Source organism: Chitinispirillales bacterium ANBcel5 (assembly GCA_029688955.1).
GTDB lineage: Bacteria > Fibrobacterota > Chitinivibrionia > Chitinivibrionales > Chitinispirillaceae > Cellulosispirillum > Cellulosispirillum alkaliphilum.
This window is the reverse complement of sequence record JARUKZ010000002.1, coordinates 25825-41562: the sequence shown is the minus strand read 5'-3', so window position 1 is coordinate 41562 and position 15738 is coordinate 25825. Positions and strand designations below refer to the sequence as shown.

At 43.7% G+C, this 15738-nt stretch carries 14 protein-coding genes; 4 read left to right on the top strand and 10 right to left on the bottom strand.

Annotated features, from left to right (window positions below; all coding sequences use genetic code 11):
* Positions 1–230 precede the first annotated feature (230 nt).
* From QA601_01265 to ispH, 3 genes are all read right to left on the bottom strand, one after another.
* Positions 231–1235, bottom strand: a complete 1005-nt coding sequence (locus tag QA601_01265; protein MDG5813696.1) for an AEC family transporter — start codon at positions 1233–1235, stop codon at positions 231–233.
* A 195-nt stretch (positions 1236–1430) separates the two neighbouring features.
* A complete protein-coding gene (locus QA601_01260) occupies positions 1431–2510 on the bottom strand; it encodes a serine hydrolase (GenBank protein ID MDG5813695.1) in 1080 nt (359 codons plus the stop codon).
* A 57-nt stretch (positions 2511–2567) separates the two neighbouring features.
* Complete coding sequence (ispH, locus tag QA601_01255; protein ID MDG5813694.1) at positions 2568–4433, bottom strand: 4-hydroxy-3-methylbut-2-enyl diphosphate reductase; 1866 nt, start codon at positions 4431–4433, stop codon at positions 2568–2570.
* A gap of 91 nt (positions 4434–4524) precedes the next feature.
* On the opposite strand from ispH, the gene QA601_01250 reads away from it, so the two are divergent.
* The 4 genes from QA601_01250 (at position 4525) to QA601_01235 (ending at position 9056) form a co-directional block, all read left to right on the top strand.
* Positions 4525–5442, top strand: a complete 918-nt coding sequence (locus QA601_01250; protein ID MDG5813693.1) for an ABC transporter ATP-binding protein — start codon at positions 4525–4527, stop codon at positions 5440–5442.
* Positions 5439–6098 (top strand): hypothetical protein, encoded by a 660-nt coding sequence (locus QA601_01245; protein ID MDG5813692.1) that lies wholly within the window; start codon positions 5439–5441, stop codon positions 6096–6098. The genes QA601_01250 and QA601_01245 overlap by 4 nt, the downstream gene beginning before the upstream one ends.
* A 164-nt stretch (positions 6099–6262) precedes the next feature.
* A complete protein-coding gene (locus QA601_01240; GenBank protein ID MDG5813691.1) occupies positions 6263–6883 on the top strand; it encodes a UPF0182 family protein in 621 nt (206 codons plus the stop codon).
* Positions 6777–9056, top strand: a complete 2280-nt coding sequence (locus QA601_01235) for a UPF0182 family protein (protein MDG5813690.1) — start codon at positions 6777–6779, stop codon at positions 9054–9056. Before QA601_01240 ends, QA601_01235 begins: the two co-directional genes overlap by 107 nt.
* Here the strand turns inward: QA601_01235 and QA601_01230 are convergent, their stop codons facing one another.
* From QA601_01230 to pstS, 7 genes are all read right to left on the bottom strand, one after another.
* Complete coding sequence (locus QA601_01230) at positions 9057–9341, bottom strand: hypothetical protein (GenBank protein MDG5813689.1); 285 nt, start codon at positions 9339–9341, stop codon at positions 9057–9059. It abuts the gene before it with no gap.
* A gap of 557 nt (positions 9342–9898) precedes the next feature.
* Positions 9899–10501, bottom strand: coding sequence for a hypothetical protein (locus tag QA601_01225; protein ID MDG5813688.1), 603 nt, complete (start codon positions 10499–10501; stop codon positions 9899–9901).
* 475 nt (positions 10502–10976) lie between these two features.
* Positions 10977–11672, bottom strand: coding sequence for a phosphate signaling complex protein PhoU (phoU, locus tag QA601_01220; protein MDG5813687.1), 696 nt, complete (start codon positions 11670–11672; stop codon positions 10977–10979).
* Positions 11673–11701: 29 nt separating this feature from the next.
* Positions 11702–12556: a phosphate ABC transporter ATP-binding protein PstB gene (gene pstB, locus QA601_01215; GenBank protein MDG5813686.1), complete on the bottom strand. Its 855-nt coding sequence runs from the start codon at positions 12554–12556 to the stop codon at positions 11702–11704.
* 36 nt (positions 12557–12592) lie between these two features.
* A complete protein-coding gene (gene pstA / locus QA601_01210) occupies positions 12593–13456 on the bottom strand; it encodes a phosphate ABC transporter permease PstA (GenBank protein MDG5813685.1) in 864 nt (287 codons plus the stop codon).
* Positions 13453–14451, bottom strand: a complete 999-nt coding sequence (pstC, locus tag QA601_01205; GenBank protein MDG5813684.1) for a phosphate ABC transporter permease subunit PstC — start codon at positions 14449–14451, stop codon at positions 13453–13455. The genes pstA and pstC overlap by 4 nt, the downstream gene beginning before the upstream one ends.
* Positions 14452–14555: 104 nt before the next feature.
* Entirely contained in the window at positions 14556–15650 is a 1095-nt protein-coding gene (gene pstS / locus QA601_01200) for a phosphate ABC transporter substrate-binding protein PstS (protein MDG5813683.1), read from the bottom strand.
* Positions 15651–15738 lie beyond the last annotated feature (88 nt).

Genomic DNA, 15738 nt, shown 5'->3' with positions numbered 1-15738 from the left:
AAGATAAAATCTCTCATAAACGTTTTTTAAGGAAGGAAAAGGCATGAGTGTATCAGGTCCTCAGTTTATATCAAAGTTTTATTGCGCCAAACCCCGGGGTTCAGCTTCAATAGAAAAATTCTACTACCATTATATAATAGCGGCACCATTTGTTCAACCGCATAAATCAAAATAGATACTGATAGATTCGAAATCAAAAATACCCCAAAAAGAGGTGGAAAAAAAGCAATTTAAAGCCCAAGAAACTGCACCAGTAACACTACAAGCGGAACGGTGAGAACACTCATGAGGGTAGTGATAAATATCCCTTTGGACACCAGAGCTTCATCCCCTTCATACTTTTCTGCTACAACAGAGCAGGTTACGGCAATCGGCATCGCTGAAATTATAATCAAAGTCATACTTACTGCCCTGTCAAAATGCAAGCCAAACACAGAGGCTCCATAGAAAAGCCCGATCAGGACTGCCGGAAAAAGTAATAGTCTAAAAATTGAAATGACTATGATCCCGCGGCCAAAAAGATTTTTTGTGCCTGCACCTCCAAGAAGCGCTCCGGTTACCACCATGGAAAGAGGGACTGTAACATCCCCTAAAAACTCTATAGCCTGGACAACTACACTCAAAATACCGGTGAAAACGGTGAGGTCTGTGACATCTGGATCAAGAAGTACCTCTGCTCCGGGAAACACAAGAGCCACTACGATCCCCAAAACAGTGGCCGCTAACCCGGGGTTGAGCACTATTGAGCGAAGCATGGCTAAATCGGGCTTGTACCCACGTACCATCCATACTCCAACGCTCCAAAACGCAACCAGTGCACCTGCATTGACCAGAAGCACGATTGTTTCTCCCCGTGCTCCGTAGAGCGCTGCCGCTACAGGAAGCGGAATAAAAAGCCAGTTGGGTGTTCCCATGGAAAAAGCGGCTGAACCGCGCTGGGGGTAAGTATCGATTTTAAAAAGGGGGGTTAAAATGTAGGCAACTATCATACTCAGGATGAGTATGGCAATCCCCGCCAGGGGAAAATACCAGCTTTGAGCCAAAATTTGAGGATCTATACTCTCAAGCATGGAGGTGAACACCAGTGCCGGAAACGCCACATCCACCACAAACTTACTAAGCCGGGTAGTGGAGTTTTTATCGAGTACTTTACCTTTGCGAAGGAAGAGCCCCGAAAGAATTACAAGAAAAAGCATCACAATGGTTTCGAGGACAATAAAGACTTCTTGGGACATGGCTGCGCTCCTGAAGTGTTTCCGTTTTTTAGGCCTTTGATACAAGCAACAAGAGTGCCTGTAAAATTTCAGATAAGAGTTGATCGGTGTGGCATAAAGAGCGACTGTTTATGGAGTTGGTGGTATACCCAGCATCGTTCTTTTCTGAACAATAGTGCGGCTGAGAGAGGCTTTGGAGAACCTTACACCTGCTTACTATTCACATTTCAGTAATTGCTTTATCACATCATAAATCATAAAACTCATAGCTTTTCTCTGGTACGATGAATCATTGAATGTACCGATGATATAAGAATCTGTTCTGTGATGATAGAACATAAACGCGCCGGTTATACCAGCGCAGCCCCAGCAGTTATATTTTGAAGAAAGCAATAAAGGAACGGTTTTGAATTTCCAGGTGCCGTATCCATAGTTTATTCCCACAAACGGAAACCCCATAGGGACGTCATCATTTAGCATCCTGTTAAGAGTTTCTTCTTTGATTATTTCATGATTGACCAATGCTTTGAAAAACAAAAGGTGCTCTTCAAGAGGTGCTGTTACACTTCCTCCGGCATAATCGATCTGGCCGTAGGATTCAACCTCTTTAAAGTTAGTGTTTCCGATATAAAAATCTGCTATCGGATCTTTGGGGGCGGTTTTGGGTTTGGAAAAACCAAGCATGCTGGCATGCTTCATCTTTAAAGGATCGAACAGTAACCGGTGCACTATCTTATAAAAGGGTTCTCCCTGCACTGTTTCCGCGATTAACCCTAAGAGATAATAGTTAGTGTCGGAATAGAAGTGTTTTTGTCCTGGTTTACCTTTGGGTTTGAGATTCTTTTTTCCCCACTCAAGAGCATCCCTTGTAGTTACCTTCATCTCCTGATTACTTGAGATTTTTCGCAGCATATAATAGAAACAATCATATAACCCCGATGTCTGCTTCAACAGGTGCTTAATTGTGATCTCGTTAGAATAGTCTTTTCCTTTATATACATGAAGCCCGTCCATGATGCTACTATCAAGGTAATTGTTGATAGTATCTTCAAAATCTAATTTGCCTTTTTCATAGAGAACGCTTATCACTGTTGATGTGAACAGTTTGCCAACGCTTGCTAAATAGTTTGGTTGCCCGGGGGTCGCGTCAACAGATCCGGTTTTTCCTTCTGCGACATTGAGGTGAATATTGTATTTGTCAGAATGCACAAGCAGGTAGGCGTTTTTGAGCTTTTTATCATTGGTAACCAGGTTCTTAAAATTGGTCGTTATCGAATTTATTGTCTGTTGTGACATATTTTCTCCGTAAAATCTGATTATTTCATTTCTACCATAACACAACGCTCTTTTCAATTACACCAGCAGGGTTGCAATTACCGCTCCCGCTCCAGCCAGAAAGAAAAGTCCGTCAGCAAGAAAGCTAAACAGCGCGGAGCGGTTTGATCGTATGCGTGGATTCCACCTTAAAAATGCCGCGATATAAAAAAGCACCGGTACCTGAAACAGAAACCGCACGGTCCCCAGGTGCCTGTATGCTTCCAGGCTTATTGTCGCGGGTGAAATGAGAAGAAGAGCCATACATGCCCAAATTATAAGGTTTATGGCTTTACGGGCGCGTTTTTCACCTACGATCGTGATCAATGTCTCCCGTCCCATAATCCTGTCACCTTCAATATCCCTGAGGTCAAATATCAGCGCCCTTAAAAAACCCAGTATAAAGATCCATACAAAGGAACCCACAGAAGTAGCTCTCAGCTGAATTTCACCATTGATAACATGAGGCAAAAAGGTAAGAACCGTTGCCCAGGCAAGGGCTACAAAGAGATCCCTTGATGTAGGGATATCTTTTAGCTTTTTGTACCGCAAAAAGTAACGTAACTGACGGGGGACAATGGTAAGGTGATACGCTAAGCCTAAAACAGTGGCGAACAACATCAGATAGAAAACCATTGTACTTATGGATGCGCTTAAAAACAGTACCGCTACGATACTGGCTGCCGATATGCCAAATACCAGCTTATTGTGGGCACTGTAGAAATTGTATCGGGAGATTCCGTGATGCTGGGTTGATTCAATTGATGCAAGGCTGTTCCACAGATACATGGACAGAAAATAGAGAAAAGATAATGCCGCCCCTTTAAAGGTAAAAGGGTAGCCCTGAAGCGTACAGGATACGTAGTAAACCACCGCAGCACCGATTGAAGCAAATATATTTAGATTCGCGAATATATCGAAAAGATGAAGACTTACATTAGAGATGCTTTTTTTTTTAGTCTGGTCCATGAATTGAAGGTAATCTCTTACTCGTGTAATCATCCAGTTGGGCGTGGACGCACCGGCGGTAACACCTATGGTGTTACACTGAGAAAGTGCGTCCCAGTCAAGCTCCTCTTCGGTTTCGATCGCCTGAGTGGGAGTGCCGCAGTCACGGGATATTTTCGCCAGACGCTGGGTGTTGGCACTGTTTTTACCACCAACGACAATGAGCGCGTCGACTTCACGGGCAAGCTTTTGGGTTTCTGCCTGGCGCTGATCGGTGGCCGAGCAGATCGTCTTTTTTACTATCACCTGGCCGTTTTTATACTTCTGTTGGATCTTTTCGGCTATAGTATCAAACAACTCACGATCAAAGGTGGTTTGTGAAACAACACACACTTTCTCAAGCGGCGGCAAAGAATCCACCTCTTCAATACTTCCTATAAGATACCCCGCCTCTCCCGCGTAACCAAGTAACCCGATCACCTCTGCATGCCCCTTATCCCCGGTGATCACAATTGAGTAGCCCTGTTTTCTGTGACGCTCTATGACTTTGTGCACAGTTCGTACCTTGGGGCAGGTACCATCAACGATTTGATGTCCTTTTTGGCCATAGGTTGCTGCTACACTGGGTGGCACACCATGTGCTCTGATGATCACGGTGGAGGGAGACGAAGGGATGGTGGATTCATCTATCGTCTCTACACCACGCTGGCGCAGCATATCAATGGTCTGCTTATTATGGATAAGGGGGCCATGGGAGTAGATGTCACTGCTTTTTTGGCCCGAATACTCTATAGCCAGGTCTACTGCTCGTTTAACTCCCATGCAGAAACCGGCTGTTTTGGCGATTATAATTTTCATCTTTAAGGATTCTCTGACTAAAAATGCGTCTGGATCGATAGTAATTAGTACGCTGAGAAAATAATACATTTCACCCCAGCGCAAACAATAGTCACGCATAATCCACTTGCCACCCGGTTTCTTTCCCTGAAGCTCGCTTTAGGAGCAGGAAAAGATTGAGCTTGGAGTGAAAAAAAGGCATTTTTACACTATGAATATACTAAAAACAGAAAATCTGGCACGGGGATTTGCCCAAAAACGGGTGATTAGTGATGTCACGCTGGAGCTTCAAAGCGGGACGGTGTATGGGCTTGTGGGCCTTAACGGGGCTGGTAAAACCACCTTTATCCGACTTTTACTGGGGTTACTGCAAAAGGATGGGGGGGAGCTTGATGTACTTGGTTTTGATCCCTGGAAACACAGCCCCCACTTTTACTCCAAGTTGGGGGTAGTGCTTGAAAATGATGGTTTTTTCGGCAATATGAGTGTCAGAGACAATCTGCGTATTTTTGCTTCTGCCCGGGGGGTGAGCTGGGCTGATGCGCAGCACTATTTCGAGCGATTCTGGGGTGATACCGAAATATTTAAGACCCAAAAGAAGGTTAAATTCCTCTCCAGAGGGCAAAAAGTGCAGTGTGGACTGTGCAGGGCTTTTATGGGATGGCCTGAGCTGTGTATATTTGACGAGCCTGCGGTAAGTCTTGATATCAGCGCCTACGAACATCTAAAATCAATGGTGCGTGAAGCCAGGCAGAGGGGGGCTGCAGTGATAATTAGCTCCCATCAGCTGGAAACCATTGATGATCTCTGTGACAGGGTTGGTTTACTCAGAGAGGGCAGAATTGAAGAGCTGCAGGATGATACCAACGGGCTCCAGCGATGGGTCATTGATGCACAGGGGAGTGATCATATCGGTAGTATCATCGAAAAATACGGCGCCAGGGAGGTTCAGTTCAGCGATGGTTACTGGAAGTTTTTGCCGCAAAAAGATTCCCAGACTGTACCACAGATTATTAAAGCTCTGGTGGATGAGGGGTGTGCGGTAAAAGAGGTGCGGCCAGAGAAAAACGACTTCAGTGATTCAATCAGAACCATTTTTGGCTCCTCTCAACAAGGACAGAAGGCATGAAAGGGTTAAAAACAGTACTTAATAAAGAGTTTAAAGCCTTTGCAGGAAGTGACAAAGGGGTGTTTGTTGTTTACTCGGTGTTGGTGCTTGCGTGGAGCTTTTTGTTTGCTTCCGGGGATGACTCGATGGTGGGCGGAGCGTTCTGGCTTGTCTTTTTCTCGGTTATTGTGGCCGCGAATTTCTCCAACACGGTGTTTATTTCTGAGCGCATGAGCGGTTCGCTTGAAATACTTATCACCTCCGGATTGTCCAGGGGAGCGGTGCTATTTGGAAAAATGCTCTTTATTATGGTTATGACTCTTCTTATCGGTGGTGCGTGTGCTCTTATTGCGAGTCTCTGGGGTGCTTTGCTTTCGGGATACGGCGGCAGGGTACAGTTTGGAGTGTTTGAAATTTTACTCTACACCGGGGCCACCTTCCTTAATGCTGCAGGGAGCGCGTACTTCTCTGTTCGCTTAAGCAGCCCCCGACTACTTCACTTTATAAACCTTTTCATCCTGGGGGTCATTATAACAGTCTATACTGTTATAGCGGAACTGTTTGTGGTAAGTGACTGGGTGCTTCTGGCCCTCGTAATTGTTCCGGGCGTATTGTTTTCATTTCTGGCCCACAGGGAGTTTTCCGGTGAGAGGATAATTCAGCCGGTCATTTTTTAGGGATTTAGGGGTGATGTAGTTGCATTCTCTGTTCACAGCCAGTGCTGTCTCTTTTTCCGCAGTTTCCACGTCTTCAAGTCCTGCCCACTGATTTCTTTTTGTCTTTTTTTTCTACACCAGGTATATTGTTTGCTTCTTTCGAAAAAATCTCAAAGGAGGCTGCAATGTTGTTTAATGTGTTAAGCGTGTTGCTACTGGTAATCGCTTCAATACCACTGATAAAAGCTTCGCTCAAAAAGAATATCTCAACCGATGAGCAGAAGATGCTACTTCAAAGAGGGAGCCTGTATCTGCTGGCCGGGATTGTTGTGGTGGCTTCACTCTATTTTCTTCTCGATTTTGTAACCGAATATTTCTGGTTTTCACAGCTCGGTTATTCTGAGCGATTTCTTACTGTGATTTGGACCAGGCTTTTACTCTACTTTGCCGGTGCACTTTTTGCCGGTGCGTTCTTGTATTCTAACTATGCCATCGTTTGCTCCAGATTCGGTTTAAGAAGGTTTGGTTACGGGTTCTATATAATTGGATTTGTGGCACTTTTGCTGGGGTTTTGGCCCGCAAGCTTGTGGAATGAGTTTCTTCTGTTTATAAATCAGGTAACTTCCCCGGTTGAAGATCCCATATTTGGCCGTTCAGTTTCTTTTTACATTTTTTCTCTTCCTATCTATTCGTTTCTCGTTGGGTGGTTTACAGTTATTTTGCTTGGGGGGGATTGTTGTAGTCACAACCTTAAGTGCCGTACTGTCTTCTCAACCAAAAAATTCCTTTCTGAATACAAAAGCTAAAGGCATCAATGCTCATTATCTCATTTTAACCGCACTGTTATGTGCTGTTTTTGCCTGGTTTTTCTACCTGAGAGTCTTTTACCTGCTCTATTCCAATGTAACCGCGGTAGTGGGAATAGGCTATACAGATGCCAATGTTACTGTCTATGGATATTACGCGATAGTTTTTATATTTCTCGTCTCTTCTGTACTTCTGTTTATTTCCGCGTTTAGTCCTCATCTCAGAAAACGGATACTATTTCTTTCACCCTACGGGCTAACCGCCAAGAGCCTTATAGCGCCGGGAGTCATAGCAGTACTGATGGCTGTTTTACTGTGGATAGTTCCCTTTTTCGTTCAGAACTTCATTGTGAGCCCCAACGAGATTACCCTTGAGCGACCGTATCTTGAAAATAATATCGCAATGACACGAGCGGGTTTTAGTATTGATACCACCCGTATTGAGATAGATCAGTATTCTGTTGGAAGCGAAATTAGCGATGAGATGGTGGATAAAAACCGCGCCACTATCGATAATGTTCGTCTCTGGGATCCGGAAGCCTTATTGGAAAATCTCCGGCAGCAGCAGGAAATACGGTTGTACTATAGTTTCAATGATGTGGATATTGACCGCTATAATATTGACGGGGATTATACTCAGGTGATGATTTCTGTCAGGGAGCTTGATAAAGATAACCTCGATCCCAGATCAAGAAACTGGGTGAGCATGCGACTGAAATACACTCATGGTTTTGGCGCTGTGCTTGTTCCGGTTAATGAGGTCCTGTCTCAGGGCAGGCCTAATTTGCTGATAAAAGATATTCCTCCACAGACAGAATTACAAACAGTGCAAATAAATCAGCCAAGAATATATTACGGTGAGTTAAAAAACGATCACGTCTATGTAAACACAACAGAACCGGAATTCAGTTATCCGGTTGGTGATCAGATGACAACCTATTTTTATGATGGAGAGGGAGGTGTTTCCATTGGCTCCTTTTTCAGAAAGTTACTGTATGCATTGCGGTTTGATGATTACCGTTTGCTCATTTCAGGTTATTTTACCGAAGATTCCAGAGTGATGTTCAGGCGTAATATCCGTGAGCGCGCACAGGCACTCATGCCGTTTCTGATGCTTGACCGGGATCCTTATCCTGTCATCACCGAGGATGGGAGAATTGTGTGGATAATTGACTCCTATACTACTTCAAGTATGTTCCCCTATTCACAGGAGTATTACGGAAATCTTCGGCACTTTCATGGTAATAATTACATCAGAAACTCAGCAAAAATCGTTGTTGACGCGTTCAATGGAACTGTCAAACCCTATATAGTTGATACTTCTGATGTGATTATGGCTACCTACCAACGTGTTTTTCCTGAGCTCTTTCGCGATTTTACCCAAATGCTGGAAGATCTCCAACGACACATTCGCTATCCGGTGGATTTTTTCACGGTTCAAAGTGAAATGTACACCGCATACCATATGACTGATCCCGAGACCTTTTATCAGAGGGAAGATATGTGGGAGTTTGCTACTGAGCGGTATCGGGAAGGCTTTCAGCAGGTGAAGCCCTATTATGTAATGATGGAATTCCCCGACAGTGATTCCGCGGAATTTGCTTTGATTATGCCGTTTACACCGAGGGGCAGAAATGTTATGAATGCCTGGATGGCCGGGCGTTCCGACATCCCAAATTATGGAAAACTAAACGTTTTTACATTCCCCAGAGGGCAGCAGGTCTTTGGCCCACGACAGATTGAAGCACGAATTGATCAGAACAGTGAAATGTCGCAGGCTATTACGTTATGGAGTCAGCGGGGCTCTGATGTAATAAGGGGTAATCTGCTGGTTATTCCGCTTTTTAATGAAGATTCCCTTCATGTGATGTATGTAGAGCCGCTTTTTGTTCAGGCACAGGGAACGGAGATCCCTGAAGTACGACGAGTAATTGTGGCCGATCAGGTTAATGTAGTATGGGCAGAGATGTTTGATGAGGCTATCGATCTTCTGACCGAGAGAATAGAAGCGCTCCCGGAGTTTCCTGTGTTACCGGAGGAGGAGGAGGTTGATATACAACGGGCAAGAGAGCTGCTGGATCAGTTAAAACGATTCTCAGCTGAGGGCAATTTTGGCGCAGCAGGAGAAAGGCTTGAAGAGCTGATACGAATGTTTGAGCCTCCTGCGCAGTAGTTACGGAGGCCAGAGCCGTTTTGGGGGGACCTTCCGACTATAATCACGGGAGGAAAACCCCAAAAAAGCCTTCATAAAATTCAGAAAAGCCTTCACGAAACCAGGAAAAGCCTTCATAAAACCGAGAAAAGCCTTCATAAAACCGAGAAAAGCCTTCATAAAACCGAGAAAAGCCTTCATAAAACCGAGAAAAGCCTTCATAAAACCGAGAAAAGCCTTCACAAAACCGAGAAAAGCCTTCATAAAACCGAGAAAAGCCTTCATAAAACCGAGAAAAGCCTTCATAAAACCGAGAAAAGCCTTACAAGACACAATAAAAAGCGACTTACATGGGTGCTATACATCATAATCAGGCCTTATCGGGAATAGAGTAAGCCTTAGTGGAAATAGAGTAAGCCTTAGTGGAAATAGAGTAAGCCTTGCTGGAAATAGAGTAAGCCTTGCTGGAAATAGAGTAAGCCTTGCTGGAAATAGAGTAAGCCTTGCTGGAAATAGAGTAAGAATGATGCCGTCGGCAAACTACTTTGTCATCCAACCCTCAGGGGTAATACTGCATCCATCGTTGAAAATTCGCTGTTTTATCACTGGTGTAGACAGTGTTTTACATGACAAAAAAGCTGCGTACGATGCAGAGGTGATTTTGATTAATCCCTTAGGGATCGCATAAAAAAGAATTAATCCCTGAGGGAGAAGGAATTTTTTGACAGTGTGTTTAGCTATACAGATGTAGTCCCTGCGCGACTATTGAAAAACATGGATCGGTATGCGTTCCAAAGAAGAATCAAAATTTCATTCCTCCTTAACTTCTGTACGCAGACAGCAAAATTATTTACGGGTATTCGTTACTGTTTAGTTTTGATCCCTTCCATTTTTTTTCCGATTTTTTTATCTTCTAAAATCGGCAAGAGCGCAAAAAGAATTACTATCACAGGTATGATATAGAAGATCTGAGGTGGGATTACTAAAATGAGAATTACGGCTATATAGATCACAAGCCAGAGGAACCCTTTAACCCCCTCTGCCAACCGGTTTTTATCCGGCATTCCACAGGAGGGGCAATTAAATTTCACAAAACCGTCCCATCTATAGCGGGGTCTGACAAATCCTTCGAAGCCACAGGAGGTGCATACAACGCCCACTTCTCCAATCTTATGTCCTGCTTTTCCCTGATACCTTTCTACCTCGTCAATATCGTTACAGTCGAAACAGAGCCATCTCGTATCGGTGCCGTAGTTATCCAATATGCCCAGTTTTTTACCACACTTCGCGCATTGGTTTTTTATCTCTTCGAGATCTTTTGGGTTGTCAAACCAAAGTATTGTTTTTTTCTCTGTATAATCTTTTTGCTTATTTGTACTGCATTCAAAACAGAGCCATCTCCCATCAATGCCGTAGTTATTCCAAATGTAGAGTGGCTTACCACATTCAGCACAGTAATTATCCACAGTTCCTCCTTTTTAAGTATCAGCACTTTATTGAAACCTATAAATGCAGTCGACCGAAAAATTGGCTGTCCGGAAAAGATTAACAGTACTATTAACGTGAGAATTAGTTTTTTTAAATGAGAGCGAGAGAACCGAATACTTAAAATATATATATGGGTGTATTGGAAAATGTAGGGGATATTATAGGTTTTTTGCGGCTCGGGGGCTTTGCTATCACCTTTTTGTCTTTGTAACCGAATTTGTTATTGAGAACGTTGTGTGGACGGTCGGGCCTCGACTCTGCTCCGGGAGCTTCTCAAAAGATAGCTGTATGCGCCTCAAATTACCCTGTTGGCTTTGCTCAGAGAGTTCGCTTAAGGATCATGCCTCTGGTTTGAGTAGAGGTTTTCTTTGAGGACCTTTTTAGATATTTTTCCTATGAATCAGTTTAAGGTGCCCGCAGCAAGAGGCCCCGGGCTTTTTAGAATAATTTGCACTATGCTTTGTGACTCGTTGCTACGGTTGCTTTTTTCTCTTGTTCGTTTGTATGCCTTACTATCCCACCCTGGGTCATGTAGATCACGTCTTCTGCGATATTTGTTGTTTGGTCAGCGATTCTTTCAAGGTGTCTGAAAATAGAGGAGTAAAGGTAAAGTGAATCTAAACGGGCCGGATCTTCAAGAATACAATTTTTAACCAGTTCAAAAGAATCCTTGTAAAGAGTATCAACCTCATTATCAGATTCACAAACATCAACCGCTAAAAAGCCATCCCAGTTAATAAGGGAATCGATACTTTTCTTTAACATTATTACCGCTTTTTCACTCATAGCAGTGCATACATTTCTAAGGTTTTCCGGGGGTTGTGCAGTAAGTGCAATGGTTCGCTCTGCGATATTAACTGCCAGATCGGCAATTCGTTCCAGATCATTATTAATCTTTAACACCGCAATAACGAAACGCAAATCACGTGCAACTGGTTGGTAAAGAGCCAGTATTTTCAGGCAATCTTCCTCAATTTCAACTTCCTCCATATCGATCTCTTCATCGGAACCTATAACTTTATGTGCAAGCGAATGGTCGAGATTAAGAGCTGACTTAACTGAGTATCGTACACTTTCTTCAACGAGCGTGCATAAGCCCATTATACGTTGCTTTAATTTTTCAGTTTCGATGTAAAAATGATTAGACATATGTAAATCCTTTTTTTTTGTGTGTGATATTACCCGAAACGTCCGGTTATATACTCTTCAGTTTGGATTTTTTCTGGATTGGTAAAAAGAATATTGGTGTCATTAACCTCTATTAGTTCACCGAGATAAAAGAACGCTGTTTGATCGGATACACGGGAGGCCTGTTGCATATTGTGTGTTACGATAACGATTGTAACATGTTCCTTAAGAGTTGAGATAAGGTCTTCAATACGGGTTGTAGATTTGGGATCGAGTGAGCTTGTGGGTTCGTCCATAAGTAGGACTTCCGGTTCTACGGCAAGAGCCCGGGCTATTGAAAGGCGCTGCTGTTGTCCTCCGGAAAGACCTGCTCCGGGCATACGTAAACGATCCTTCACCTCATCCCACAATGCAGCATGCTTAAGAGATCTTTCTACGACTTCATCAAGAATCGATTTTTTCTTTATTCCGACCAGTTTTAAACCAGCGATTACATTATCATAAATAGACATGGAAGGGAACGGAGTTGGTTTCTGGAACACCATTCCAATTTTCCTGCGGATAATGACCGGATCAACTCCAGGTGAATAGATATCCTGTCCATCCAGAAGAGCCTTTCCGGTAATTACTGTGTTGGGTGTGAGATCGTGCATCCGGTTAAGGGCTCTGAGAAATGTGGTTTTACCACAACCCGAAGGGCCGATCAGGGCTGTTACCCGTTTATTACGTATAGGCAGGGTCACATCCTTAACCCCTGGAGATTTTCCATACGAGACAGAAAGATTAATCGTGTTTAAACGGATATCAGTATCGTCGCTGTCAGGAGTTTCTGATGGTGATTGAAAATCTTTTTCTTCAGTGCCTGACACCGGCAGTTTTTCTTCAACAGTTACCTTATCTTCCATTAGTAATCGGTCTCCTTCAATTCACTATTTTTAAATTTATCTGTATTTTTTTTCCATGGTAGCCAGCCGGGCAACTATAAAGGATAGAATTACCAGACTAAGCAATACAATCCCAGCAGCCCATCCAAGCTCATGCCACTGTCTGTAAGGACTTATCGCAAGACTATACAATCTTTGCGGAAGAGAATCGACCGGTCCAAATATCCATCCGGTCCATCGGTTAGGCATATAGTTATTTCCAAAAGAGGTAAAAAGCAACGGTGCAGCTTCACCCACCGCCCGTGCAAAAGCAATGAGTAGTCCTGTAACCAGTCCTGTTTTTGATGCGGGAACAATGACCGACATTACAACCCGCCACCGGGGTAGACCGACTGCAAGACCTGCTTCCCGAAGGGACCAGGGGATATTCATCAAGGCACTTTCGGTAGATCTTGCAAGAATGGGAAGCATAACGAATGCAAGTGCCACACCTCCCGCAAACCCGGAAAATCCTCCCATGGGTTTAACAACCAGTGCCCATGCTAAAAGTCCTTTTAATACCGCGGGCATACCGTTAAGTGTGTCAGTCATAATTCTAAGCAGGGGGTTAATCTTATGGTCGGGATATTCTGATAACATGATACCGGCACCAAGACCAAAAGGCATGGCAATAATGAGTGCCATAAAATCTATTACAAATGTGCCGATTATGGTATGCACCAAACCGGTTGGTTGGCCTCTCATGGCTCTTGAAGGCGATCCAAGCTCCTGAGTAAAGAAGTCAAGGTTTATGGCTCCTATTCCCTGCACAACAACATACGATATAATAATAACTAAAGGAATAAGGACCAGTACTGTATTTACAGCAAAAAAGAGTTTCATGAGTTTATCATACATATACCGTCTTTGTAATGAAATCATACTGCTCTACCTCCGGTAAACGAAAACTTCCTTTGAATATGTGCGGCTACAAGGTTCACTGCAAGAGACACTAAAAACAGATAAAACCCTACCGCCATAAGACTGGATAGATGTAAATTACCAACGGCTTCCCTGAACTCATTTACAATAACCGATGGCATGGTAGAAGCCGGTCCGATAATTGAAAATGGAAGGGTGTTTCTGTTACCAATAAGCATTGCCACTGCCATGGTTTCACCAATTGCTCTGCCAAAGGATAGCATGGCACCGGCAAGTATTCCCCCTCTTGCATAGGGTATAATGGCCATTTTTATGACTTCCCACTTGGTAGCTCCAAGGGCGTATGCTGCTTCACGCTGTTCGCGGGGTACCAGGCGAAGAGCATCAACTGTTAATGCTGTAGTGTAGGGAATAATCATTACCGCCAGAACAAGAGTCGCGGTAGCCATACCATATCCAATGGGATTTCCTAAAATCGGCAACAATGATGGTGCATTGTCCAGAGTCCATAGGTAAACGGGAGTATATATGGTACCACGTAACCATGGGGCAAGAACAAAAACACCCCACAGCCCCACGATAACTGATGGAATAGCCGCAATGAGGTTTATAAGATTTTCTATTATCTGAGATAGCCATCGTGGAGAGTATTCTGCAGTAAAGAGAGCCACTGCTACCGCGGGAACAAATGCTATTAGTAGAGAAACTACACTGGTAATTACTGTTCCAAACAGAAACGGGAGACTACCAAAGACAAATGATGAGCCCGGGTCCCAGACTCTGCCTCTAAGAAACCCCCAAATACCAAAACGACTGAAAGCTTCTGCTCCGTCCAGGTACAAAACTATGGCCATCAGAATTGTACTTACAATAACAGCCATACCCAGTATGAAAACAGTCCAGCTAAAAATCCCGTCCCCAAGCCACCTGTAGAGCGGTCCCGGAGGTGTTCTCAATAATTCCGAAGTCGATATAGTAGTATTACCTTTACGCAAATGTTCCTCCGCACTTTTGGTAAACAGAGCAGAAGAATGAGTTCTGCTCTGCTTTATGTTTTGCTACCTGTAAAAGATTAACTGACATGGAAAATATATAGTACTTAGTTATCCAGAATTTTTTTGCCGATCGGCTCACCGTTCCATTTCATCTCACGGATCATGTTTTTGCCAAGTTCCACTGCCGCTGCAGGTAACTGTGCATATCCCAGCTCTTCGGATAGCTCCTGACCATCGGTTATAGCCCAAATGATGAACTTAATGAGCTCTTCTGCTTCCTGTTTGGTGTTGATGGCATTGTTCTTTTCCATATTTTCATAACAAAGCATCCAGGCAAAACCGGCGGCAGGGTAACCATTTGGAGCCGGTGTATTGGTGAAAAGGATGCGGCCATCCTGGGGAAGAGAAATGTCTGCTGCTGCAGAGGTAGACTCAAAGGAAGGGTTAATTACATTGCCGGAACTGTTTTTAAGATAAGCATAGGGAATATCGTTAAGCAGAGCATAGGCAAAACTGTTGTATCCAATTGCACCGGGAGTAGTCTGTACTACGCCAGCAACACCTTCATTACCGTTCCCACCAACACCAGTTGGCCAGTTAACACTTGTGGCAAAACCGATTGTTTTTGCCCATTGTGTATTAACATTAGATAGGTAACTTGTCCAGAGATTTGTTGTACCTGAGCCATCAGAGCGGTGAACCACCTGAATTGGAAGGCGGGGAAGATCAACACCAGGGTTCAAGTCTCGGATTCTGCGGTCATTCCATGTAGTAATCTTTCCAAGGAAGATATCTGAAATAACCTCTCCATCAAACACAAGCCCGGTTTTTACACCTGGAACATTGTAAGTTACCACCACATCTGCAAGTGTAATTGGAACATTAAATGCCCGGCCACCGGTTTTGCTCTCGACATCTTTCATAATTTCATCATTGAGAAATGCCTCAGTCATACCAAACATGATGGTCTGTTCACCAAACTGGCGTATTCCTCCACCAGATCCGATTGATTGGTAATTAATTGTAACGCGTCGATTCGTCAGATCCCGGTATTCGTCTGCCATAGCCGTTACAAGGGGAGCTGGAAATGAAGCACCTGCACCAATAAGCTGAACTCTATTCTGTGCTGTAACTGATGCTGCATACGTCATCCCAAATAGACCAGCAAAGACCACAACTTTTTTTAATGTTCTGAACATAAGAACTCCTTCTGAGTTTGAATGTGAAATAAAAATTAGATGTAAAATGTTAGAATTATGTTAGCCAACTATTCAACGTTTGTTATTC